This window comes from Pseudomonas sp. NY5710, assembly GCF_013305665.1.
Taxonomy (GTDB): domain Bacteria; phylum Pseudomonadota; class Gammaproteobacteria; order Pseudomonadales; family Pseudomonadaceae; genus Aquipseudomonas; species Aquipseudomonas juntendi.
Window position 1 is genome coordinate 4,396,867 of sequence record NZ_CP045554.1, and the last position, 22,218, is coordinate 4,419,084.

At 64.2% G+C, this 22,218-nt stretch carries 19 protein-coding genes; 12 read left to right on the forward strand and 7 right to left on the reverse strand.

Features of this window, described 5'->3' with window-relative positions:
* The first annotated feature begins 4 nt into the window (after positions 1 to 4).
* From algK to GEV39_RS20335, 11 genes are all read left to right on the forward strand, one after another.
* Entirely contained in the window at positions 5 to 1,450 is a 1,446-nt protein-coding gene (gene algK, locus GEV39_RS20285; RefSeq protein WP_173890995.1) for an alginate biosynthesis TPR repeat lipoprotein AlgK, read from the forward strand.
* A complete protein-coding gene (locus GEV39_RS20290) occupies positions 1,447 to 2,925 on the forward strand; it encodes an alginate export family protein (RefSeq protein WP_173890996.1) in 1,479 nt (492 codons plus the stop codon). The genes algK and GEV39_RS20290 overlap by 4 nt, the downstream gene beginning before the upstream one ends.
* Positions 2,926 to 2,941: 16 nt before the next feature.
* The gene (gene algG, locus GEV39_RS20295; protein WP_173890997.1) at positions 2,942 to 4,501 is read left to right on the forward strand and encodes a mannuronan 5-epimerase AlgG; all 1,560 of its coding nucleotides are present in this window, start codon (positions 2,942 to 2,944) and stop codon (positions 4,499 to 4,501) included.
* Between the two features lie 13 nt (positions 4,502 to 4,514).
* Positions 4,515 to 5,957 (forward strand): alginate O-acetyltransferase, encoded by a 1,443-nt coding sequence (locus GEV39_RS20300; protein WP_173890998.1) that lies wholly within the window; start codon positions 4,515 to 4,517, stop codon positions 5,955 to 5,957.
* A 7-nt stretch (positions 5,958 to 5,964) separates the two neighbouring features.
* A complete protein-coding gene (locus tag GEV39_RS20305) occupies positions 5,965 to 7,068 on the forward strand; it encodes a mannuronate-specific alginate lyase (protein WP_173890999.1) in 1,104 nt (367 codons plus the stop codon).
* Between the two features lie 197 nt (positions 7,069 to 7,265).
* Positions 7,266 to 8,723 (forward strand): MBOAT family O-acyltransferase, encoded by a 1,458-nt coding sequence (locus tag GEV39_RS20310; protein WP_173891000.1) that lies wholly within the window; start codon positions 7,266 to 7,268, stop codon positions 8,721 to 8,723.
* 10 nt (positions 8,724 to 8,733) lie between these two features.
* Positions 8,734 to 9,891, forward strand: a complete 1,158-nt coding sequence (locus tag GEV39_RS20315) for an alginate O-acetyltransferase (protein ID WP_173891001.1) — start codon at positions 8,734 to 8,736, stop codon at positions 9,889 to 9,891.
* A 20-nt stretch (positions 9,892 to 9,911) separates the two neighbouring features.
* Entirely contained in the window at positions 9,912 to 10,559 is a 648-nt protein-coding gene (locus tag GEV39_RS20320; RefSeq protein WP_173891002.1) for an alginate O-acetyltransferase AlgF, read from the forward strand.
* A gap of 35 nt (positions 10,560 to 10,594) precedes the next feature.
* Positions 10,595 to 12,049, forward strand: coding sequence for a mannose-1-phosphate guanylyltransferase/mannose-6-phosphate isomerase (locus tag GEV39_RS20325; RefSeq protein WP_173891738.1), 1,455 nt, complete (start codon positions 10,595 to 10,597; stop codon positions 12,047 to 12,049).
* Positions 12,050 to 12,293: 244 nt separating this feature from the next.
* Positions 12,294 to 12,758, forward strand: coding sequence for a multidrug transporter (locus GEV39_RS20330; RefSeq protein ID WP_173891003.1), 465 nt, complete (start codon positions 12,294 to 12,296; stop codon positions 12,756 to 12,758).
* Positions 12,759 to 12,878: 120 nt separating this feature from the next.
* Complete coding sequence (locus GEV39_RS20335; RefSeq protein ID WP_173891004.1) at positions 12,879 to 13,691, forward strand: SDR family oxidoreductase; 813 nt, start codon at positions 12,879 to 12,881, stop codon at positions 13,689 to 13,691.
* A gap of 98 nt (positions 13,692 to 13,789) precedes the next feature.
* Here the strand turns inward: GEV39_RS20335 and GEV39_RS20340 are convergent, their stop codons facing one another.
* From GEV39_RS20340 to GEV39_RS20360, 5 genes are all read right to left on the reverse strand, one after another.
* Positions 13,790 to 14,584 carry an SDR family NAD(P)-dependent oxidoreductase gene (locus tag GEV39_RS20340; RefSeq protein ID WP_173891005.1) on the reverse strand — a complete coding sequence of 265 codons (795 nt, stop codon included), beginning with the start codon at positions 14,582 to 14,584 and terminating at the stop codon, positions 13,790 to 13,792.
* Positions 14,585 to 14,697: 113 nt separating this feature from the next.
* Entirely contained in the window at positions 14,698 to 16,149 is a 1,452-nt protein-coding gene (locus GEV39_RS20345) for an efflux transporter outer membrane subunit (protein ID WP_173891006.1), read from the reverse strand.
* Positions 16,146 to 17,207 carry an HlyD family secretion protein gene (locus tag GEV39_RS20350; protein WP_173891007.1) on the reverse strand — a complete coding sequence of 354 codons (1,062 nt, stop codon included), beginning with the start codon at positions 17,205 to 17,207 and terminating at the stop codon, positions 16,146 to 16,148. Before GEV39_RS20350 ends, GEV39_RS20345 begins: the two co-directional genes overlap by 4 nt.
* A 28-nt stretch (positions 17,208 to 17,235) precedes the next feature.
* On the reverse strand, positions 17,236 to 18,777 hold the full coding sequence (locus tag GEV39_RS20355) for an MFS transporter (protein WP_173891008.1): 1,542 nt from the start codon (positions 18,775 to 18,777) through the stop codon (positions 17,236 to 17,238).
* Between the two features lie 558 nt (positions 18,778 to 19,335).
* On the reverse strand, positions 19,336 to 20,244 hold the full coding sequence (locus GEV39_RS20360) for a LysR family transcriptional regulator (protein WP_009685043.1): 909 nt from the start codon (positions 20,242 to 20,244) through the stop codon (positions 19,336 to 19,338).
* A 270-nt stretch (positions 20,245 to 20,514) separates the two neighbouring features.
* On the opposite strand from GEV39_RS20360, the gene GEV39_RS20365 reads away from it, so the two are divergent.
* The gene (locus GEV39_RS20365; RefSeq protein WP_173891009.1) at positions 20,515 to 20,961 is read left to right on the forward strand and encodes a universal stress protein; all 447 of its coding nucleotides are present in this window, start codon (positions 20,515 to 20,517) and stop codon (positions 20,959 to 20,961) included.
* A gap of 182 nt (positions 20,962 to 21,143) precedes the next feature.
* Here the strand turns inward: GEV39_RS20365 and GEV39_RS20370 are convergent, their stop codons facing one another.
* A complete protein-coding gene (locus GEV39_RS20370; protein WP_173891010.1) occupies positions 21,144 to 22,004 on the reverse strand; it encodes an efflux RND transporter periplasmic adaptor subunit in 861 nt (286 codons plus the stop codon).
* A 10-nt stretch (positions 22,005 to 22,014) separates the two neighbouring features.
* Positions 22,015 to 22,215, reverse strand: coding sequence for a DUF1656 domain-containing protein (locus GEV39_RS20375; RefSeq protein ID WP_009685040.1), 201 nt, complete (start codon positions 22,213 to 22,215; stop codon positions 22,015 to 22,017).
* Positions 22,216 to 22,218: the final 3 nt, after the last annotated feature.

A 22,218-nucleotide genomic window follows, 5' to 3' on the forward strand; every position in this document is an offset into this window, starting at 1 on the left:
GACGATGATCGCTGATACCAACACCTGCCCCCACAGGTTCCGTGTGAACCTGGGTCTGTGTGGCCTGGCCATGGCCATCACGTTGGCCGGCTGCGCCGGCCTGCCCGACCAGCGCCTGGCCAACGAAGCCCTGAAGCGCGGTGACACGGCATTGGCCGAACGCAACTACAAGGCCCTGGCCGACCTGGGCTACAGCGATGCGCAAGTGGGCCTGGCCGACATCAAGGTGGCCAGCCGCGACCCGGTGCAAATCAGGGAGGCCGAGGCCACCTACCGCGCTGCCGCTGCGTCCTCGTCGCGCGCCCAGGCGCGCCTTGGCCGCCTGCTGGTGGCCAAGCCCGACAGCACCCAGGCCGAGCGTGAAGAAGCCGAAACGCTGCTGAAACTCGCCGCCCGGCAAGGTGAAGGCAACACCCTGATCCCGCTGGCGATGCTGTACCTGAGCTACCCGCAAAGCTTCCCCAAGGTCAACGCGCAGCAGCAGATCGACCAGTGGCGCGCCACTGGCAACCCGGAAGCGGGCCTGGCCCAGGTGCTGCTGTATCGCACCCAGGGCAGCTACGACCAGCACTTGGGCGACGTGGAGAAGATCTGCAAGGCCGCCCTGAGCACCACCGACATGTGCTACGTCGAACTGGCCACCGTGTACCAGAAGCGCGGCCAGACCGACCAGCAGGCCGCCCTGCTCGGCCAGTTGCAGGCGGCCTACGCCCGTGGTGCCGTGCCAGCCAGCAGGGTCGACAGTGTGGCCCGGGTGCTGGCCGATCGCAGCCTTGGCCAGACCGATGAAAAAACGGCCAAGGACTTGCTCGAACAGGTGGCACCGGCCAACCCGGCGTCGTGGGTCAGCCTGGCGCAATTGCTTTACGAGTTCCCCGAACTGGGCGACACCGACCAGTTGCTGGCCTACATCGACAAGGGTCGCGAAGCCGAACAGCCACGTGCCGAACTGCTGCTGGGCCGCCTGTACTACGAAGGCAAGACTGTACCGGCTGACGCCAAGAAAGCCGAGCGCCACCTGCAGGCGGCCGCCGAGGCTGGCGAAACCAGCGCTCATTACTACCTGGGCCAGCTGTACCGCCGTGGTTACCTGGGCAACGTCGAGCCGCAGAAGGCGGTCGACCACCTGCTGGCCGCCGCCCGCGGCGGGCAGATCAGCGCCGACTACGCCTTGGCCCAGTTGTTCAGCGAAGGCCATGGCATTCGCCCGCAACCAGGCAATGCCTGGGTGTTCGCCCAGCTGGCACAAGCCAACCCCACGCCGCAGGCGGCAGAAATGCTGCAACGACTCGAGCCGCAACTGACCCCGGACCAGCGCAGCCAAGCCCAGCAACTGCTGGCTCAGGAAAAGCAGGCCCGCGGCAGCATGAGCCAAGGCGCCAACAGCACCCTGGCCATCGAAGCCCTGCAAGACGACGAACAAGAAGTAGACGGTGAGGACTCGCTATGACGCTCAATCCCTTCGTGAAAGCCGGCATCGGCCTGAGCTTCGCCCTGCTGTGGTCCTGCCCGACCCTGGCGGAAATGACCGCCGAGAAAAACTTTGGCCTGGACGTGAAAATCACCGGCCAATCGGAAGACGACCGCGACCTGGGTACCCGCCCCGGCGGCGACGTCAACGGCCTGGGCCTGGACCTGCGCCCATGGGTCTACGGCGAGCGCGGCAACTGGAGCGCCTACGCCATGGGCCAGGCGGTCGCAGCCACCGACACCATCGAAACCGACACCCTGCGCCAGAACGACGACGGCACCACCACCGACACCGGTGACGACAGCCGCAAGCCAGACAAAAGCTACCTGGCCATGCGCGAATTCTGGGTTGGCTACAGCGGCCTCACCGCCTACCCTGGCGAGCAACTGCGCCTGGGCCGCCAGCGCCTGCGCAGCGATGACGGCATGTGGCGCGACACCAACATCGAAGCGCTGAACTGGACCTTCGACACCACCTTGCTCAAGGCCGACCTGGGCGTGGCCCAGCGCTTCAGCGAATACCGCACCGACCTCACCGAGCTGGCGCCCGAAGACAAGGACCGTACGCACGTCTACGGCAACATCGCCACGCAATGGACCCCCGGCCACTGGGTTGGCCTGCGCGCCCACCACACCCATGACAGCGGCAGCCTGAACCAACCCGGGGAAACCGTCGACGCACTGGACAAGACCCGCACCGGCGACCTCACCTGGCTGGGCCTCGAGGCCAACAGCGACGCCTACAACTGGCGCAATGACCACACCGTCAACTACTGGGGCAGCGTCACCTGGCTGACCGGCGACCGCGACAAGCTCACCACCCAACAGGTGGGTGACGATCAGGTGGCCACCGGCAAGCAGAGCGGCAACGTCAATGCCTGGGCCACCGACCTGGGTATCCGCCTGCGCCTCGACCCGCAATGGCAGGTGGGTGCAGCCTACGCCCGCGGCAGCGGCGGCGGCGGTGACGATGGTTCGAACAACTTTGAGCAGACCGGGCTGGAGAGCAACCGCTCCAACTTCACCGGCACCCGCTCGCGGGTGCACCGCTTCGGTGAGGCCTTGCGCGGCGAGCTGGGCAACCTGCAGGCGGCCACGCTGTTCGCATCGTGGCAACTGCGCGACGACTATGACGCCAGCCTGATCTACCACAAGTTCTGGCGCGTCGATGGCAACCAGAACATCGGCTCCAGCGGCATCAACGCCGTGGTCGACGACAACGGTGTGAACCGCCAACTGGTCGACGGTGAAAAAGACCTTGGCCAGGAGATGGACGTGGTCGTGACCAAGTACTTCAAGCAAGGCCTGCTGCCCGCGTCCATGAGCCAGGCCATCGACGAGCCGTCTGCCCTGGTGCGCCTGCGCGCGGGTGTATTCAAGCCGGGCGACGCCTATGGCAAGGAAGCGGACTCGTACATGCACCGCGCCTTCGTCGACGTGATCTGGCGCTTCTGAGGCCGGGAGAAACCTGATGAACCTTCACCCGCACCTACGTCACAGCCTGTTGGCCAGCGCCTTGTTGCTGGCCTCGGGCCTGGCCGTCGCCGCAGAGCCCAAGGTCATTGCCAAGGAGCTGCAGCAGGCCAAGACCTACACCGTGGCCAGCGCGCCGATCGAGCCCCTGCACCTGGACCCGCCCAAGCTGCCCGACCTGAGCGGCTACACCGCCCAGGCCGTGCAGAAGAAGATCGACCGCAGCCACAAGGGCAAGGTCAGCCTGCGCCGCATGTTCCAGGAGGACACCCTCAAGGAATTTGTCGGCGGCGACAACAAGGCGGCCGAGTGGGTCCAGCGCCAGCACGGTATTTCGCAGGCGATCTTCATCGATGACGGCCATGTCGACCTTGTCGAGCTGAGCAAGCAGGTGCCGCGACAGTACCTGCGCGAAGTCGAGCCGGGCGTTTACCTGGCGCGCCTGCCGATCGTGGTCGGCCGCAAGGGTATTTTCGAGATCGATGGCAAGGTCAAGCAACTGCGCCTGTCCCAGGAGGGCGGCGCGTTCCTGGTCAACGACGGCAAGCTGTTCGTCACCGACACCCAGGTGACTGGCTGGCGGGAAAAAGACAACGGCCCGGCGACCTTCCGCTCGCCCAAGGAATTCCGCCCATTCCTGCTCTCGTGGGGCGGTACCGAAACCTACATCGTCAATACCAAGATGGCCAGTTTCGGCTACGCCAAGTCCAAGTCGTACGGCGTGAGCATTTCGCAGTACACCCCGAACATGGCCAAGCGCATGGGCCGCCCGGAACCCACCGGCTGGATCATCGGTTCGCAGTTCAGCGACATGTGGTACGGCTTCTACTGCTACGAAACCCAGGACTTCGTGGTCAAGGACAATACCTACAACGACAACATCGTCTATGGCATCGACCCGCACGACCGCTCGCACCGCCTGATCATCGCCGGCAACACGGTCTACGGCACCAAGAAGAAGCACGGCATCATCATTTCGCGTGAGGTCAACGACAGCTGGATCATCAACAATAAGAGCTACGACAACAAGCTCTCCGGCGTGGTGATCGACCGTAACAGCGTCAACAACCTGGTGGCCTACAACGAGATCTACCGCAACCACACCGACGGTATCACCCTGTACGAAAGCGGCGACAACCTGATCTGGGGCAACAAGCTGATCAACAACCGTCGCCACGGCATACGCGTACGTAACAGCGTGAACATCCGCCTGTACGAGAACGTGGCCATGGCCAACGGCCTGGTCGGCGTGTATGGCCACATCAAGGACTTGTCCGACACCGACCGCGACATCGCCCTCGACCCGTTCGACACCAAGGTCTCGCTGATCGTGGTGGGCGGCGAACTGGCGGCCAATGGTTCAGGCCCGCTGTCGATCGACTCGCCGCTGTCGGTCGAGCTGTACAAGGTATCCATGCTCGCCCCGCGCAAGGCCAGCGGCATCAGCCTTAACGGCGTGCTGGGCGAGCGCCAGGACGAAATCCTCGACCTGCTGGTCCGCCAGCAGAAGGCTGTGCTGATCGACCCGGTCGAGCGCCAGACCGAAATGATCGATTAAGGAAGCCCAGACCATGACTCCACACCTGATGAAACTGCTGGGCCTGTCCGCTGCCCTTCTGGCAATCAGCCAGGGCGTGCGCGCCGATGAAGTCAAGGCCCCGACCTTCACGGCCGAACCCTGCTGCCAGCTGTGCCCCGAAGCGCACGATGCCAGCCGCTACACCACCCGCTACCAGCAGAACTTCACCACCCTGGTGCAAGCCAAGGGCGACTGGCTGTTCCGCACACGCGAAGACTTGCGCACCGAGTTCAGCACCACGCCGGCCGGCTACAAGCGCCTGCAGCAGGTGCACGACGCGTTCAAGAAGCGCGGCGTGGAACTGGTGGTGGTGTACCAGCCGACCCGTGGCCTGGTGAACCGCAACATGCTCAACCCGGCCGAGAAAGCTGCATTCGACTACCAGAAGGCACTGGGCAACTACCAGGCCATGCTCAAGCGCTTCGCCAGCATGGGCTACAACGTGCCCGACCTGTCGCCGCTGACCAACGAGCAACTGGCCGCCGCCGACCAGGGCAAGGACTTCTACTTCCGGGGTGACCAGCACTGGACGCCGTACGGTGCCCAGCGCGCCGCCAGGATCGTCGCCGACACCGTGCACAAGATGCCGGCTTTCGCGGGCATTCCACGCAAGGAATTCGAAACCAAGAAATCTGGCCGCATGGGCAAGACGGGCACCCTGCACAACGTGGCCGGCCAACTGTGTGGCACCAGCTATGCGATCCAGTACATGGACCAGTTCGCCACCGAGCCGAAAGGCTCCAGCGGCGGCGGCGACGACCTGTTCGGCGACAGCGGCAACGCACAGATCACCTTGGTCGGCACCAGCCACAGCGGCAAGAACTACAACTTCTCCGGCTTCCTCGAGCAGTACATCGGCGCCGATGTGCTCAACGTCGCCTTCCCCGGCGGTGGCCTGGAAGGCTCGATGATCCAGTACCTGGGCAGCGAGGAATTCCGCAAGAACCCGCCCAAGATCCTGATCTGGGAGTTCTCGCCGCTGTACCGCCTGGACCAGGAAACCATCTGGCGGCAAATCCTTGGCCTGCTCGACGATGGCTGCAATGACCGCCCGGCCCTGATGAGCGCCAGCACCACGCTCAAGCCCGGCAACAACGAGCTGATGGTCAACGGCAAGGGCGGCGTGGTGAAACAGCTGATCAACCGCAACCTGCAGATGGATGTCAGGTTCGACGACCCATCGGTGAAGGTGCTGCAAGCCACCCTGTGGTACCTCAACGGCCGCCACGAAGACATCAAGCTGGAAAAACCGGAAACCTCCGACACCGACGGCCGCTTTGTCTTCCAGATGCGTGAGGACGAGGACTGGGCCGACCAGAGCCTGCTGGCGTTCGAGGTGCAGGGCCCGGAAAGCGGCACCCAGAAAGTCGAGGCCAAACTCTGCAAACGCAACAACTTCGCCGTGCCTGCGCAAACCGCGCAAGCCGGCCAGTGAGGCGACCATGACCGTATTCAAGCAAATCTTTCGCCCTGCCCTGCTCGCCATGGCGCTGTTCGGCAGCGCCGCGCACGCTGCGCTGGTGCCACCCCAAGGCTATTACGAGGGCATCGAGAAACCCAAAACGGGCGACGGCAATTTCCGCTGCGAGCCGGCACCAAAACCCTACACCGGTGCGCTGCAGTTCCGCAGTAAGTACGAAGGCTCCGACAAGGCCCGTGCCACGCTCAATGTCGCCTCGGAAAAGGCCTTTCGCAAGTCGACCGAAGACATCACCACGCTGGAAAAGGGCGTGAGCAAGATGGTCGGCCAATACATGCGTGATGGCCGCCCGGCGCAACTCGACTGCACCTTGGCTTGGCTGGGGACCTGGGCGCGGGCCAATGCGCTGCTGTCCACCGACTACAACCACACCGGCAAGTCGATGCGCAAATGGGCCCTGGGCAGCATGAGCGGCTCGTGGCTGCGCCTGAAGTTCTCCACTGCCCAGCCGCTGGCCGCGCACCAGGCCGAGGCCGAGCTGATCGAGAAATGGCTGGACCGCCTGGCCGAGCAGACCGTACAGGACTGGAGCAACCTGCCGCTGGGGAAGATCAACAACCACAGCTACTGGGCCGCCTGGTCGGTGATGGCCACCGCCGTGGCCACCGACCGCCGCGACCTGTTCGACTGGGCGGTGAAGGAATTCAAGGTGGGTGCCAACCAGGTCGACGAGCAAGGTTTCCTGCCCAACGAGGTCAAGCGCAAGCAACGTGCCCTGGCCTATCACAACTACGCCCTGCCGCCGCTGGCGATGATTGCCAGCTTCGCCCAGGCCAACGGCGTGGACCTGCGCAGCGAAAACAACTTTGCCCTGCAGCGCTTGGGCGAAGGTGTGCTCTACGGCGCCCGCGACCCACGTCACTTCGCCGAACGTGCCGGTGAGAAGCAGGACATGAAAGACCTCAAGGTCGACAACAAGTACGCCTGGCTCGAGCCTTGGTGCGCGCTGTACCACTGCGTCGGCGACACGCTCGAGCGCAAGCACGGGATGCAGCCGTTCAACAGCTTCCGGCTGGGCGGCGATGTGACCCGGGTCTATGACCCGAGCGCAGCAAGCAAGAAATGAACTGACTCCCATTGTGGGGTCGGTACCTGTGGGAGCGGGCATGCCCGCGAAGAAGCCACCGCGGTGCATGGCAAGGGCTTCGCCCTTGTTCGCGGGCATGCCCGCTCCCACAGGGATCTAAGTTGCCCTCCAGCTTTTTGCTGGGGGGTTTGGGGGGCGCTGTGCCCCGGATGCTGTGAACAATAAGGAGAACCGGGATGGTCTTCTCGTCCAACGTGTTCCTGTTCCTGTTCTTGCCGATATTCCTCGGCCTGTATTACTTGAGCGGGCAACGTTATCGCAACCTGCTGCTGCTGGTCGCCAGCTACATCTTCTATGCCTGGTGGCGGGTGGACTTCCTGGCACTGTTCGCCGGGGTCACCCTGTGGAACTACTGGATCGGCCTGAAAGTGGGTGCCGCCGGCGTGCGCACCAAGCCGGCACAGCGCTGGCTGCTGCTGGGGGTCGGTGTCGACCTGGCCATTCTCGGCTACTTCAAGTACGCCAACTTCGGTGTCGACAGCCTGAATGCGATCATCACCTCGTTTGGCCTGGAGCCCTTCATCCTCACCCACGTGCTGCTGCCGATCGGTATCTCGTTCTACATCTTCGAGTCGATCAGCTACATCATCGACGTGTACCGCGGCGACACCCCGGCCACGCGCAACCTGATCGACTTCGCCGCGTTCGTGGCGATCTTCCCGCACCTGATCGCCGGCCCCGTGCTGCGCTTCAAGGACCTGGTCGACCAGTTCAACAACCGCACCCATACCCTGGACAAGTTCTCCGAAGGCTGCACCCGCTTCATGCAGGGTTTCATCAAGAAGGTGTTCATCGCCGACACCCTGGCAGTGGTCGCCGACCACTGCTTCGCCCTGCAGAACCCGACCACAGGGGATGCCTGGCTCGGCGCCCTGGCCTACACCGCGCAGTTGTACTTCGACTTCAGCGGCTACAGCGACATGGCCATCGGCCTGGGGCTGATGATGGGCTTCCGCTTCATGGAAAACTTCAAGCAGCCATACATCAGCCAGTCCATCACCGAGTTCTGGCGGCGCTGGCACATCAGCCTGTCGACCTGGCTGCGCGACTACCTGTACATCACCCTGGGCGGTAACCGCAAAGGCACCTTCAACACTTACCGCAACCTGTTCCTGACCATGCTGCTGGGCGGCCTGTGGCATGGCGCCAACTTCACCTACATCATCTGGGGCGCCTGGCACGGCATGTGGCTGGCGATCGAGCGGGCGCTGGGCATCGACACCAACCCGCAGCGTTTCAACCCGGTGAAATGGGCCTTCACCTTCCTGCTGGTGGTGGTCGGCTGGGTGATCTTCCGCGCCGAAAACCTGCACGTCGCCGCACGCATGTATGGCGCCATGTTCAGCTTCGGCGACTGGCAGCTGTCGGAACTCAACCGTGCCCAGCTCACCGGCCTGCAGGTCGCCACCCTGGTGATCGCCTACCTCACCCTGGCGTTCTTCGGCCTGCGCGACTTCTACCGCAACGCCACACCCACGCCCAAGGCCACCCCGGTGCAGGTCAACAGCGACGGTTCGCTGGGCCTGGACTGGACCCGGGTCATGACCCGCGCGCTGGTGTTGCTGCTGTTCGTGGCCTCGATCCTCAAGCTTTCGGCGCAGAGCTACTCGCCGTTCCTCTACTTCCAGTTCTGAGGTGGCTGACATGACCCGAACGTTACGCATTACCTATTCGCTGTCCTTCATCGGCCTGTTGGTGGGCATGGGCGTCTGGTCCACCGGTGGGTTGGAAAGTTTCCAGCGCACCGAGCAGATGACCCTGCTCAACGGCAAACTGGCCAAGGCAGCCGAAACCCATTACGACGACCAGTTCCCGATCAAGCGCCTGGGCACCAACCTGTGGGCGGCGATGGACTTCAAGCTGTTCCACGAAGGCCGCCCTGGCGTGGTGCTGGGCCGCGACCAGTGGTTGTTCAGTGACGAAGAGTTCAAGCCCACCGCCGGTGCCGAACAACTGATGCAAGAGAACCTGGCGCTGATCCGCGGTGTACGCGACACCCTGCAGCAGCACGGCGTTCACCTGGTGCTGGCGATCGTCCCGGCCAAGGCGCGGGTGTATGCCGAATACATCGGCAAGCAACAACCGGCCAGCCTGCATGACGACCTGTACAACCAGTTTCACGCCCAGGCACGCCAGGCCAACGTGTTTGCGCCCGAGCTGATGGGCCCACTGGCGCAGGCCAAGGCCCGCGGCCAGGTGTTCCTGCGTACCGACACCCACTGGACGCCGATGGGCGCCGAAGTGGCGGCGCAGGCGCTGGCCGACGCCGTGCGCCGGCAGAACCTGCTCGACGGCGCCCCGCAGGCCTTCATAACCGAAGCAGGCAGCACCGCCCCGTACAAAGGCGACCTGACCAACTTCCTGCCACTGGACCCTTTGTTCAGCAACCTGCTGCCCGCCCCGGACAGCCTGCAACAACGTACCACCCGGGCCGCCGAGCCGGAGGGTGACGGCGCTGACGCGCTGTTCGCCGACAGCCGCATACCGGTGGCACTGGTTGGCACCAGCTACAGCGCCAACCCGCACTGGAACTTCCTTGGCGCACTGCAGCAGGCGCTGCGCAGCGACGTGGCCAATTACGCCGAGGACGGCCACGGCCCGTTGGTGCCCATGCTCAAGTACCTGCAAAGCGATGCCTTCAAGAACGCCGCGCCACAAGTGGTGGTGTGGGAATTCCCAGAACGATATCTGCCAATGAAGAACGACCTCAGCAGCTTCGACCCGCACTGGGTCGCGCAGCTGAAGAACGCCCGTAAATCCGAAGAAAACCTGGCCTTGTCGTCCACCCGGACGAACCACTGACTGAAGAGAGGAACACGCACATGACTACCAAGACTTCCATTGCCAAAGCCCTCACCCTGGCGGCCGGCCTGTCCCTTGCTTCCCTGCAGGCCTTCGCCGGCGCCGACGCCGCGCTGTATGGCCCCAGCGCGCCGAAAGGCTCCACGTTCGTGCGGCTGTACAACGCCACCAGTGCACCGGCTGCCGCCAGCGTCGGCAACACCCAGATCAAGCAGGTTGGCGCCCAGGCCAGCAGCGATTTCAGCTTCCTGCCTGGCGGTGACTACACCGCCCAGGTCGGCGGCAAGAGCGTGCCGGTCAAGCTGGCCTCGGACAAGTACTACACCCTGGTCAACAGCAACAGCGGCAACCCGAAGCTGATCGAAGAGCCGCCGTTCAAGAACAAGCAGAAAGCCCTGGTGCGCGTGCAGAACCTGAGCGACCAGCAGCTGACCCTGAAAACCGCCGACGGCAAGACCGAAGTGGTCAAGCAAGTGGCCGCCAACGGTCGTGGTGAGCGCGAGATCAACCCGGTCAAGGTGAACCTGGCGCTGTACCAAGGTGACAAGAAAGTGGGTGACGTGAAGCCAGTCGCCCTTGAGCGCGGCGAAGCCGCAGTGCTGTACGTAACGGGTTCCGGCAACGCCTTGTCGCCGGTGTGGGTAACTCGCCCCGTGGCTAGCAACTGATTCCCCTGCCTCTCAACGACTATTGGAGAAACATGATGATCCCGGTAATTCTTTCTGGTGGTAGCGGTTCGCGTCTGTGGCCTTTGTCGCGCAAGCAGTTCCCCAAGCAGTTCCTGGCCCTGACCGGTGAACACACGCTGTTCCAGCAAACCCTCTCGCGCCTGGTGTTCGAGGGCATGGACACGCCGATCGTGGTCTGCAACAAGGACCACAAGTTCATCGTGCAGGAGCAGCTGGCGGCCCTGAAGCTGGAAACCCAAGGCATCCTGATGGAGCCGTTTGGCCGCAATACGGCGCCCGCGGTGGCCATGGCCGCGATGAAGCTGGTCAACGAAGGTCGTGACGAACTGATGCTGGTGCTGCCTGCCGACCATGTGATCGAGGACCAGAAGGCCCTGCAACGTGCCCTGGCCCTGGCCACCGTAGCGGCAGAGCGCGGCGAGATGGTGTTGTTCGGGGTACCGGCGACCAAACCGGAAACCGGCTACGGCTACATCCGCTCCAGCCAGGATGCATTGCTGCCCGAGGGCGTGGCGCGGGTTGCGCAGTTCGTCGAGAAGCCCGACGAGAAGCGCGCCACCGAGTTCGTCCAGGCCGGTGGTTACTTCTGGAACAGCGGCATGTTCCTGTTCCGCGCCAGCCGCTTCCTCGAGGAGCTGAAAAAGCACGATGGCGATATCTACGACACCTGTGTACTGGCCTTGGAGCGTAGCCAGGAAGACGGCGATGTGCTGAGCATCGACGCCGCCACTTTCGCCTGCTGCCCGGACAACTCCATCGACTACGCGGTGATGGAAAAAACCCAGCGCGCCTGTGTCGTGCCGATGTCGGCAGGTTGGAGTGACGTGGGCTGCTGGTCGTCGTTGTGGGAGGTGCATGAGAAGGACGACAATGGCAACGTCACCAAGGGCGATGTGGTGGTGCAGGACAGCCACAATTGCATGATCCACGGTAACGGCAAGCTGGTGTCGGTGATCGGGCTTGAGAACATCGTGGTGGTCGAGACCAAGGACGCCATGATGATCGCCCACAAGGACAAGGTTCAAGGCGTGAAGCAAATGGTCAAGACACTGGACGAACAGGGCCGTAGCGAAACCCAGAACCACCTGGAAGTGTATCGCCCATGGGGTTCTTACGACTCGGTGGACATGGGCGGCCGCTTCCAGGTCAAGCACATCACCGTCAAGCCAGGCGCCAGCCTGTCGCTGCAAATGCACCACCACCGCGCCGAACACTGGATCGTGGTGTCCGGCACTGCCGAGGTGACCTGCGACGAAAACGTGTTCCTGCTGACCGAGAACCAGTCGACCTACATCCCGATAGCGTCGGTGCACCGCCTGCGCAACCCGGGCAAGATCCCGCTGGAGATCATTGAGGTGCAGTCCGGGAGTTACCTGGGCGAAGATGACATCGAGCGCTTTGAAGATGTGTATGGGCGCACTTCTACGCCGGTCGAGCGTGGGGTTTCGGTGAAGACCATCGCGCAGTAAAGCGGCAAGCGGCAAGCGGCAAGCGGCAAGCGGCAAGCGGCAAGCTACAAGAAACAGCGGGGCGGCGTCGAATCTAAAATTGTGGGTTCTCCACCGCCCTGCTTTTTCTAGTAGCTTGTAGCTTGTAGCTTGTAGCTTGTAGCTTGTAGCTTGTAGCTTGTAGCTTGCAGCTTGCAGCTTGCAGCTTGCAGCTTGCAGCTTGCCACTCCAAGATGTGCCGAGACTCGAACGGAATCCGCACATCATGATCATCGGTGCCGTCCTTATCCTCACCTGGCTGGTGCTGCTGTTGCGCTACCCGGCCAAGGCCCTGCCCATTTCCCTGGCCGCCGTGTGCGGCCTGGGCCTGGTGGCCCTGTTCGTTGCCTGGCAGGACACCCGCGAAGCCTCGCAACTGGCCCGCCTGGACCTGCGCCTGAGCTACGCCCCAGACCAGTGCCCCGCCGACCGAACCCTGCGGGTGCACATGAAGAACGGCAACCCGGTACCGCTCACCGAACTGCGTTGGCGCGTAGCCGCCTATGCGCCGGGCGATACCGTGAACCTCGCCGAAAATACCTACAACGCCCCGCGCTACCGTGGCCCTGGCGAACTGCAGCCGGGGGCCGAGTGGGAAGACTGCCTGCCCTTGCCGCCCCTGCGTTCCGGTTACCGACCACAAACCCTGGAGTTTCGGGCTGAGCACCTGCAAGGTACATTTGCCAATTGATTCATTGCCTGCACTGGCCCTATCGCCGGCAAGCCAGCTCCCACAGGTTGGACTGCTGGTTTGCCGGCGATAGGGCCAGTACCGGCGACACATCTCTCACCTTGATCAAAGGCCCCCACCATGCCCACCGTCCTGATCACCGGTTGTTCCAGCGGCATTGGCCGCGCCCTGGCCGACGCCTTCCGCGATGCCGGCCACCACGTCTGGGCCACCGCCCGCAAGCCTGAAGATGTCGAACAACTGAGTGCCGCCGGCTACACCGCCCGGCAACTGGACGTGAACGACAGCGATGCCCTTACCCGCCTGGCCGAGGAACTGGACAGCCTCGATATCCTGATCAACAACGCCGGCTACGGCGCCATGGGCCCGTTGCTCGATGGCGGCGTGGATGCGCTGCGCCAGCAGTTCGAAACCAATGTCTTCGCCGTGGTAGGCGTCACTCGCGCGCTGTTCCCGCTGCTGCGCCGCTCACGGGGCCTGGTGGTGAATATCGGCAGCGTATCCGGCGTACTGGTCACCCCGTTCGCCGGCGCCTACTGCGCCTCTAAGGCCGCCGTGCATGCCCTGAGCGATGCCCTGCGCCTTGAGCTGGCACCGTTCGGCGTGCAGGTGATGGAAGTGCAACCCGGGGCGATTGCCTCCCAGTTCGCCAGCAATGCCCAGCGCCAGGCCGAGCAGGTATTGGCGACGGATTCGGCGTGGTGGCCATTGCGTGAACATGTGCAGGCACGGGCGCGGGCTTCGCAGGACAAGCCGACTTCGGCGGCGGTGTTTGCCAAGGGCGTGCTGGCGGCAGTGAGCAGGTCGCCGGTACCGGCTGTAGTGCGCTTGGGCAATGGCAGTACAGCGTTGCCGTTGATGGCTCGGTTGCTGCCGCGGCGCTTGCTGAATTGGGCGTTGCGCAAGCGCTTTGGCCTGCTGCGACCGCTTTGATTCTTCTTTTTCCTGTGCTGGCCCCTTCCCGGGTAAACCCGCTCCTACAGGGTGGGAGCGGGCAAGCCCGCGAAGAGGCCGGTACAGGCAGTAGACAATCAGGCAATGGACCGCAGCACCCCGCCGTCCACCCGCAACGCCGCCCCGGTGGTAGCACTGGCCTGCAGCGATGCCAGGTACACCACCATGTTGGCCACCTCTTCCACTGTCGCCAGCCGCTTGATCAGCGAACTGGGCCGGTGCTCGGCCAGGAAGCTGGTTTCCAGGTCAGCAGTCGTCACCCCCTGCTCCTCGGCCAGCTTGGCGAAGAAGTCACCCACGCCTTCGGAGCGCGTCGGCCCAGGCAACACGGCATTCACCGTTACCCCGGTGCCCGCCAGGGTCTCGGCCAGCCCTCGTGACACCGCCAACAGCGCGGTCTTGGTCATGCCGTAGTGAATCATCTCGGTCGGGATCTGCAGCGCCGACTCACTGGACAGGAACACCACCCGCCCCCATTTGCGCTCGGCCATGCCTCGGGCATAGTGGCGCGACAGGCGCACCGCGCTAAGCACGTTGACGTCGAAGAAACGCTGCCAGTCTTCGTCTTCGATCTCGAAGAACGGCTTGGGCTCGAAGATGCCCAGGTTGTTGACCAGGATGTCGGTATGCGGCACCTGGTCGAACAGTTTTTGCGCACCTTCCTGGGTGCCGAGGTCGGCAGCGATGCCGATGATGCGCGCTTGTGGCAAGCGTTCGCGCACGGCTTTAAGCGCTTCGTCGACGCGGGATTGGGTGCGGCCGTTGAGGACCACTTCGGCGCCGGCTTCGGCCAGACCTATGGCGATGGCCAGGCCAATGCCGGCGGTGGAACCGCTGACGATCGCGCGTTTGCCGTTCAGGGAAATGTGCATCTTTGCCTCCTCATCTGTCTGGGAAATCGCCGGGGCTGCTTTGCAGCCCTTCGCGGGCAAGCCCGCTCCTACAGGTATTGCGCTATACGATGGGCTGCAAAGCGGCCCCGCCTTCAAGCTTTCTTCACCGATTGCTGATCAAACGCCTGCCAGCCACCCCCCAAGGCCTTGTACAGCCCCACCAACGCCTGCGACACCGCCGCCGAGCTGTCGATCCACTGCTCCTCGCTGGCCAGCAAGGCACCCTGCACCGTCAGCACGTTGAGAAAATCCACCGCCCCTTCCACGTACTGGCGCTGGGCGGTTTCCAGGGCGATGCGGTTCTGCCGCACCGCTTCGGCCAAGTGGTCACGCCGCAACTGGCTGGCGTTGTACAGGCGTAGCACATCGTCAATCTCATGCCAGGCCCCCAGCACCACCTTGCGATAGTCAAGCGCCGCTTCCTGCTGCTGCGCCTCGCGCAACTCCAGGGTGCCCTTGAGCCGACCGCCCTCGAAGATCGGCAATGAAAGCTGTGGCCCAAAGGCAAACCGGCGCGAGTCCCAGGCACCGAAATCGGACAACTGCATGGCCTGGAAGCCGACACTGCCCGACAGCCGGATGCTCGGGTAGAAGTCGGCCTTGGCCACGCCGATGCTGGCGGTGGCAGCGTGCAGGCGAGCCTCGGCCTGGCGGATGTCCGGCCGGCGCTCGGCCAGCTCGGACGGCAAGCCGATGGCGAACTTCTGCTGCGGCGCAGGCAGTTCGCCACCCTGCAGCAACTGGGCCTGCAGGCTGCGCGGCGGTTCGGCGGCGAGCAGGCTGAGGGCGTTGATCAGGTCATCGCGCCGGGCTTCAAGGCTGGGCAGACGCGACTCGATGGACGCCACCTGGGCACTGGCCTGGGCTACGTCGAGGCGGGTAGCGACGCCTTCGGCCTGGCGGTTTTCCGATAGCTTCAGGCTGTGCTGGGCGACCTTGAGGTTATCGCGAGTGATATCGATGGTGTGCTGCACCGCACGCAACTGGATGTAGTTGCCGGCAGTTTCCGCCAGTAATGCCAACAGCACACCGCGGCGGTCGTTCTCGGCCACTTCGACCGTGGCATCGGCGGCCTCGACCTGGCGCCGCACGCGGCCCCACAGGTCCAGCTCCCAGCCGGCCACCAGGTCGCCCTGCCAGAGGTTGAAGGCCGCCTTGCCCGCCTTGCCGGAAGGGTCGCTCAGGCCTTCGGCGCTGTTACGGGCGCGGCTGTACCCGGCGTTCACATCCACCGACGGCATGTCATTGGCGGCCACGGTGCTGCGCAGGGCACGGCTTTGCAGCAGGCGGGCGCTGGCCATCTGCAGGTCGAGGTTGCGCTCGGCAACGCGCTCGATCAATGCGCTGAGCTGGGCATCGTGGAAACTTTCCCACCAGCGCAGCTCCAGCGGTTCGGCCTGCGGCTGGCTGGCCGCCGCCTCACCTTGCAGCGGCGCCCATTGTTGCGGTGCCTGGCTGTCGGGGCGCAGGAAGTCCGGGCCCATGCTGCAGCCAGCCATCAGTACGGCCAGCAGCAATGGGCTCACGCGTAATGCCGCTTTCATCGTGCGCTGACCTCTTTGTCGTTCAGCTTGTCGCCACGGGTATCGATGGTCGCTTCCACCGACATGCCCACGCGCAAGCGGGCGAGCAGCGGCTGGCCATCATCGAAAACGATCTTCACCGGAATGCGCTGCACCACCTTGGTAAAGTTGCCGGTGGCGTTGTCCGGCTTCACGGCGGCGAAGGTCACGCCGGTGGCCGGGGCGATGCTTTCCACATGGCCTTGCAGCTTCTCGCCGGAGAAGGTGTCGACGCTGATGCTCACCGGCTGGCCCGGCTGCACGTGGGTCAGCTGGGTTTCCTGGAAGTTGCCGACCACATAGGCCTGTTGCAACGGCACCACCGACAGCAGGCGAGCGCCCGGGTTGACGAAGGCGCCGACCCGCAGGGCGCGCTCGCCGACCATGCCGTCCACCGGCGCGGTGATGCGTGTGTAGGACAGGTCGAGCTGGGCTTTTTCCAGGCCCGCTTCGGCGCGTTTGAGCTGGCCATCGGCACTGGCTACCTGGGCGGTAAGGATGTCCACTTGCTTGCGCGCCGCCACCAGCGCTGCCTGGGCATTGGCCAGCCGCGCGCGGGCCTGGTCGACCCTGCTGCGTGCCTGCTGGGCATTCTGCACGGTACCGGCGCCCTGCTCTGCCAGGCGGCTGTAGCGGTTGACCTCATGGTCGGCGAACGCCGCTTCGGCCTGGGCCGCTTTCACCGCAGCTTCGGCCTGGGCAATCAGCGCGGCCTGGCGTTCGAGGGTGGCGCGGGCATCGGCGCTTTGCGCCTTGGCCACCAGCAATTGCGCCTGCGCCGCATCCAGCGCGGCCTGGTAGTCACGGGCATCGATGGTCGCCAATAGCTGGCCAGCCGTGACCTGCTGGTTGTCCTCTACCAGCACCTCTTTGATGAAGCCGGCGACCTTGGGCGCGACCACCGTGTAGTCGGCGATCACATAGGCGTCATTGGTGCTCTGGCGGTGGTCGCTGCCGAACATCCAGGGGCCGACGATGCCAGCCAGGACAGCCACGGCGAGCACCGAGCCGATAAACAGGGTTTTGCGGTTGTTGGTCATATCAGCGGTTCTCGAATTCATCCAGGGTTCAGGCCACCGCGCGCGGCGGGTAGACCCGGGTGGGCACGAAAGGAATCAGGCAGATCAGGGCCACGGCGATGCAGGCCATGACTAGGTACAGGTCGGCCGAGGTCAGCACCAGCGCCTGATCGTGGATGCGCCTGGCCAGGCCAGCGGCGTTATCGTCGACCAGCGGAGCGTTGCCCAGGCTGTCCACCAAGTGGTTGGAATGGAAGTGCCGGCGCAGGGTGCCAAGCGCATCCAGCAGGCCACCGGCGATCACCGCGGCCAGGCCCTTGACGGTGTTGAACCAGCTGGACGCGAACGGGCCTTCCTGCGGGGTCATGCCGTTGGTGGACAGCATCAGCAACGGCAGCACCGCCATCGGCTGGCCGAACACCTGCAGCAGGTAGAACGGGTAGAAGTCGCCACGGATCCATTCGCTGGTCAGCAGGCTGCTGCCAACACAGGACACCGCCAGCATCGCCAAGCCGATGCCCAGCACCCAGCGGCAGTCCACAGCGCGGATGTTGCACAGCGCTGCGGTCAACGGCAGGGCGATCAACTGCGGCACGGCCACCAGCATCATCAGCGGGCTGGTCTGCGCCGGCCGGTAGCCCTGGATCTGCGCCAGGTAGGCCGACGGAATGCTGCCCACACCCGACAGCACGACCAGCACGCCGGCCAAGGTCACCAGGGCGAAACTCAGGTTGCGCCGCGACAGCATGCGCAACTGGAAGAACGGCAGCGGCTCGGACCATTCGTTGAACATGAACAGCACCAGCAACAGCAGCCCACCCCCGAGCAGCCAGCAGATCAGCGGCGAGTCGAACCAGCCCCAGCGGTCCCCCAGCGACAAGCCGAGCACGATGCAGCTGATGGCCGGTAGGCCAAGCACCACGCCACGCCAGTCGAACTGCCTGAAACGCTCCAGGCGCAGCGGGTCCTGCGGCAGGCCCCAGCCCACACAACACATGGCCAGTGCCGAAGGCAGAATGATCTGCCAGAACGCCCATTGCCAGCCCACGTATTCAGTCCACAACCCGGCCAGCGGGGTACCGAGGTTGGGGCCGAACGTGGCGGTCAGGGCGTAACAGGCCAGGCCGTACACTTTGATGCCCGGCGGCAGGAAGCGCAGCGCCACGCTCATCAGCATCGGTGGCAACGCGCCGGCGGCAAAGCCCTGCAGCACGCGCAGCAGCATCAGGCTGTGCAGGTTGGGGGCGAACGGTTGCAGCAGGCCGAGTGCGGCGAACAGGCCAATGGCGCTCAGGGTGAAGCGCCGCAGCGAGAAGGTGGTGGCCAGCCACGGCGCAAAGGCCATGGCCGAGACCGAAGCGGCGCTGTACACCGCCAGCAGCCAGGCACCTTCGTCGGCCCCGATGCCCATGGCGCCGCGGATATCGGCCAGGGAGATCTTGGTCACCGACTCGTTGAGGCCCGCACACAACACGGCCAGCAATACACCGAACAGCCCGACCACGACCTGCAGGCCGAACGCCGTCTGCGCAGGCGCGGCCGGCGCGGGGGCGGCGGCAGGTGCGGCCGACGGGGCGGACGGGGAACTCATGGGCAGACATCTCCAGCAACAAATTTGCGACTGGAGCAAGTCTAAGAAGGTCGAATGCTGACGAAAACTGACTTCTCGGTAGGTTTATGTTGCGCTAGACGCAATCCACTTTTTTGCAGGTCTGGCCCTATCGCCGGCAAGCCAGCTCCCACAGGGATCGCATTAGGGCTGTCGGTGGTTGTCACAAGTTATGCAGCGCCTGTGAAACCGAGCGCCGCCCGCGCGGCGCTTCGCGGGTAAACCCGCTCCTACGTTTGTTTCAGGCCAATTATGCCTGGGGGATTTGCGCGCGAACGCCTTGGCGCCCGCCACGATATCGCGTCGTACAAACAAGGCGGTCGCGCGCGTCCGGCACAGGCAATACTGGCCCGAAACAAACGTAGGAGCGGGTTTACCCGCGAAGCGCCGCGCGGGCGGCGCTCGATCTCACAGGCGCTGAAGATGCTGCGGCTACCCTTGCCAGAAACCATAAAATCTCCCACAGGTACTGCACAGGGCTTGAGATCAATGCGGTCGAGGTGGGAGCTGGCTTGCCGGCGATGAGGCCCTTACAGGCAATCACGGATCAACACTGCAGCAAGCCTTCAAGGTCTGCCGCAACCACCTATGTGCGGGGTCGTTGTGAAACCGCGGGTGCCAGGCCTGCAGCACCGTCACCCGCTCCAGCGGTACCGGGATCTCGAACGATCGCAGTGGCAACCCGAGCTTGTGCACGCTGTTGAGGATATTCGCCGGCATCGGCAGGATCAGGTCCGAATCCGGTAGCGAGAACAGCGCCGAGTGAAAACTCGGGGTAATCAAAGCCACGCGCCGTTGCACCTTGAAGTTGGCCAGCTCGACATCAATCGGCCCGTTGGCCCGGCCACGGCGGGACACGCTGATCTGTGGATAACTGGCAAAGCTGGTCGGCGTGATCGGCTGCTCGAAGATCGGGTGGTCGCGCCGAGCCAGGCCCACATAGTAGGTCTGGAACAGGCTCTGCACCTTGATCTCCGGTCCCAGGTCCACGGTCGAGCTGATGATCAGGTCGGTGCGCCCGTCGCGCAGCACGCTGTCGTCGTCGCCGCCGGGGCTTTCCGGCACGAAGCGCAGCACCGTGCGCGGTGCCTGCTCGTGCATGCGGCGCAGCAACTGAGCGCCATAAAGGGCGATGAACAGGTCATTGGTGCGAATGTTGAAGGCACGGTCGAGCTTGGGCAGGTCGACTTCATCGGCGCTGCGGAACACTTCCCCGGCCTGCTCCACCAGCGCCGCCACCTGCTCGCGCAAGGCCAGCGCCCGTGGCGTCGGCACCAGCCCACGGCCCGCGCGCACCAGGATCGGGTCGCCCAACGCATCGCGGATACGACTCAGCGTCCTGCTCATGGCCGCGGGGCTCAGGTTCATGCGCTGCGCCGCGCCGACCACACTGCCTTCGTCGAGCAGGGCATCGAGGGCGACGAGCAGGTTCATGTCCGGGAGTTGCATGGCCGTGTTCCATTACAGCTGGGGAGTGGCGATGGTAGCAGGTTGGCGGATTGCACCAGACGCAATGCGCCCGTGCGTGGTGGGGTATTTATTCTGGACGGTGATTGGGTCATAACACTTGCAGTGCCTGCACCGCACCTATCGCCGGCAAGCCGGCTCCCACAGGGATCCCACAATGCCTAAGGCCTGTGTTGAACCGGTGGGAGCAGGCTTGCCGGCGATAGGGGCGGTGCAGGCAAATGACTAGCCAGCCAGAAGCAAGGATTCTGCATGCCCAGCCCAGTCCTGATCGCCATCGACGCCTCCCCCGCCGCCACCGCCCTGCTCACCCTCGCCCGCCGTTACTGCCGCCCCGGCGAACACGAATTGCACGTGCTGCTGGCCATCGACTCTACCTTCGCCGTGCACGAGCAACCCGCGCCCTACACCACCGAAGAGCTGGAGCAATACCCCGCCGCCTGCAAGGAACAGCACCAGGCCGACGACGCGGTGGCCAAGGCGGTAGGCGAGTTGCGACAGGCCGGCTTCGCCAGCCAGGGTTGCATGATCGCGGGGCAACCGGTCGAGGCGATCGTAGCCAAGGCGCAGGAACTGAACTGCGAACTGATCATCATGGGCCACCGCCACCTGTCACGGTTGGGGCGGTTGCTGGACCCATCGATCAGTGCGAAGGTGATCGACCGGGTGAAGGTGCCGGTATTGGTGGGGCCCGCCTGAACGCGAGGTTGTCGATGCTGGCAGGCGCACAGCGTACCCTGTGGGAGCGGGCGCGCCCGCGAACACCGGCGCAGCCGGTGCCAGCCACCGCGTTGGATTCTTGCCGGGCATGCCCGCCGCCACAGGTCCAGCGCTGTATTCAAAGGCAGTGCAGTGACTGTGGGCCAGAATGGCGCCGCAGGTCACCCCTTGCTCGGCTTCACCACCACCGTACACGTCGTCCCCGCCGCCAGCAAAAACCCTTCCGGCACTTCATCGATGTGAATGCGCACCGGCACCCGCTGCGCCAGGCGTACCCAGTTGAAAGTAGGGTTCACGTCGGCGATCAGCTCGCGGCTTTGCGGGTTGTCGCGGTCGTAGATACCGCGGGCGATGCTCTCCACATGGCCTTTGATACGCTCGCCGCTCATCATCTGCAGCTCGGCCTGGTCACCGACCTTCACATGCGGCAGTTTGGTCTCCTCGAAGAAGCCGTACACCCAGAACGAGCTCTCGTCGACCACTGCCATCACTGCTTCACCGGTACGCGCGTAATCGCCCCGGTGGATATTCAGGTTGGTCACGTACCCGTCCACCGTGGCCACGATATGGGTGCGCTTGAGGTTCAACTCAGCTGCTGCCAGTTCAGCCTGGGCCTGCTGGTAGTCGGCGAGTGCCGAGTTGGCGATGTTACTGGCATCGTCACGGTTTTCCTTGGAGATCACCAGGTTGTCCATGTCGGCGCGGCGCTTGGCGTTGACCTTGCGCATCTCCCAGGTGGCCTTGCGCGACGCGACCAGCGCCTTGGCCTGGTCGACAGCGAGCTGATAGTGCTCGGGGTCGATCTGGATCAACAGGTCGCCCTTCTTCACCCGCTGGTTGTCCTTGACCGGCACGTCCACCACATAGCCAGGCACGTCGGCGGCCACGTTGATGATATCGGCACGCACGCGGCCGTCACGGGTCCACGGCGTGGTCATGTAGTGCACCCACAACTGGCGACCGATGGCCACGGCAGCGACCAGCACCAGCAGGGTGGCGATCAGGCTGAAGAACTTTTTCATCGAAGGTTTCTCACCAGTAGACAGTAAGCGCCATGGCGCCGAACAAGCAGACGAACAGGCTCAGGCGCAGCAAAGCCGGGTGCCAGAAGAAGCGGTAGCCATCATGGCTGGCGATGAACCGGTCCAGGCCCCAGGCCAGGCCCAGCGCAAACAGGAACATCAAGGTCATGGTGGGCATGTACACACCATGGAAGGCGATTTCGCGGGGCATGCT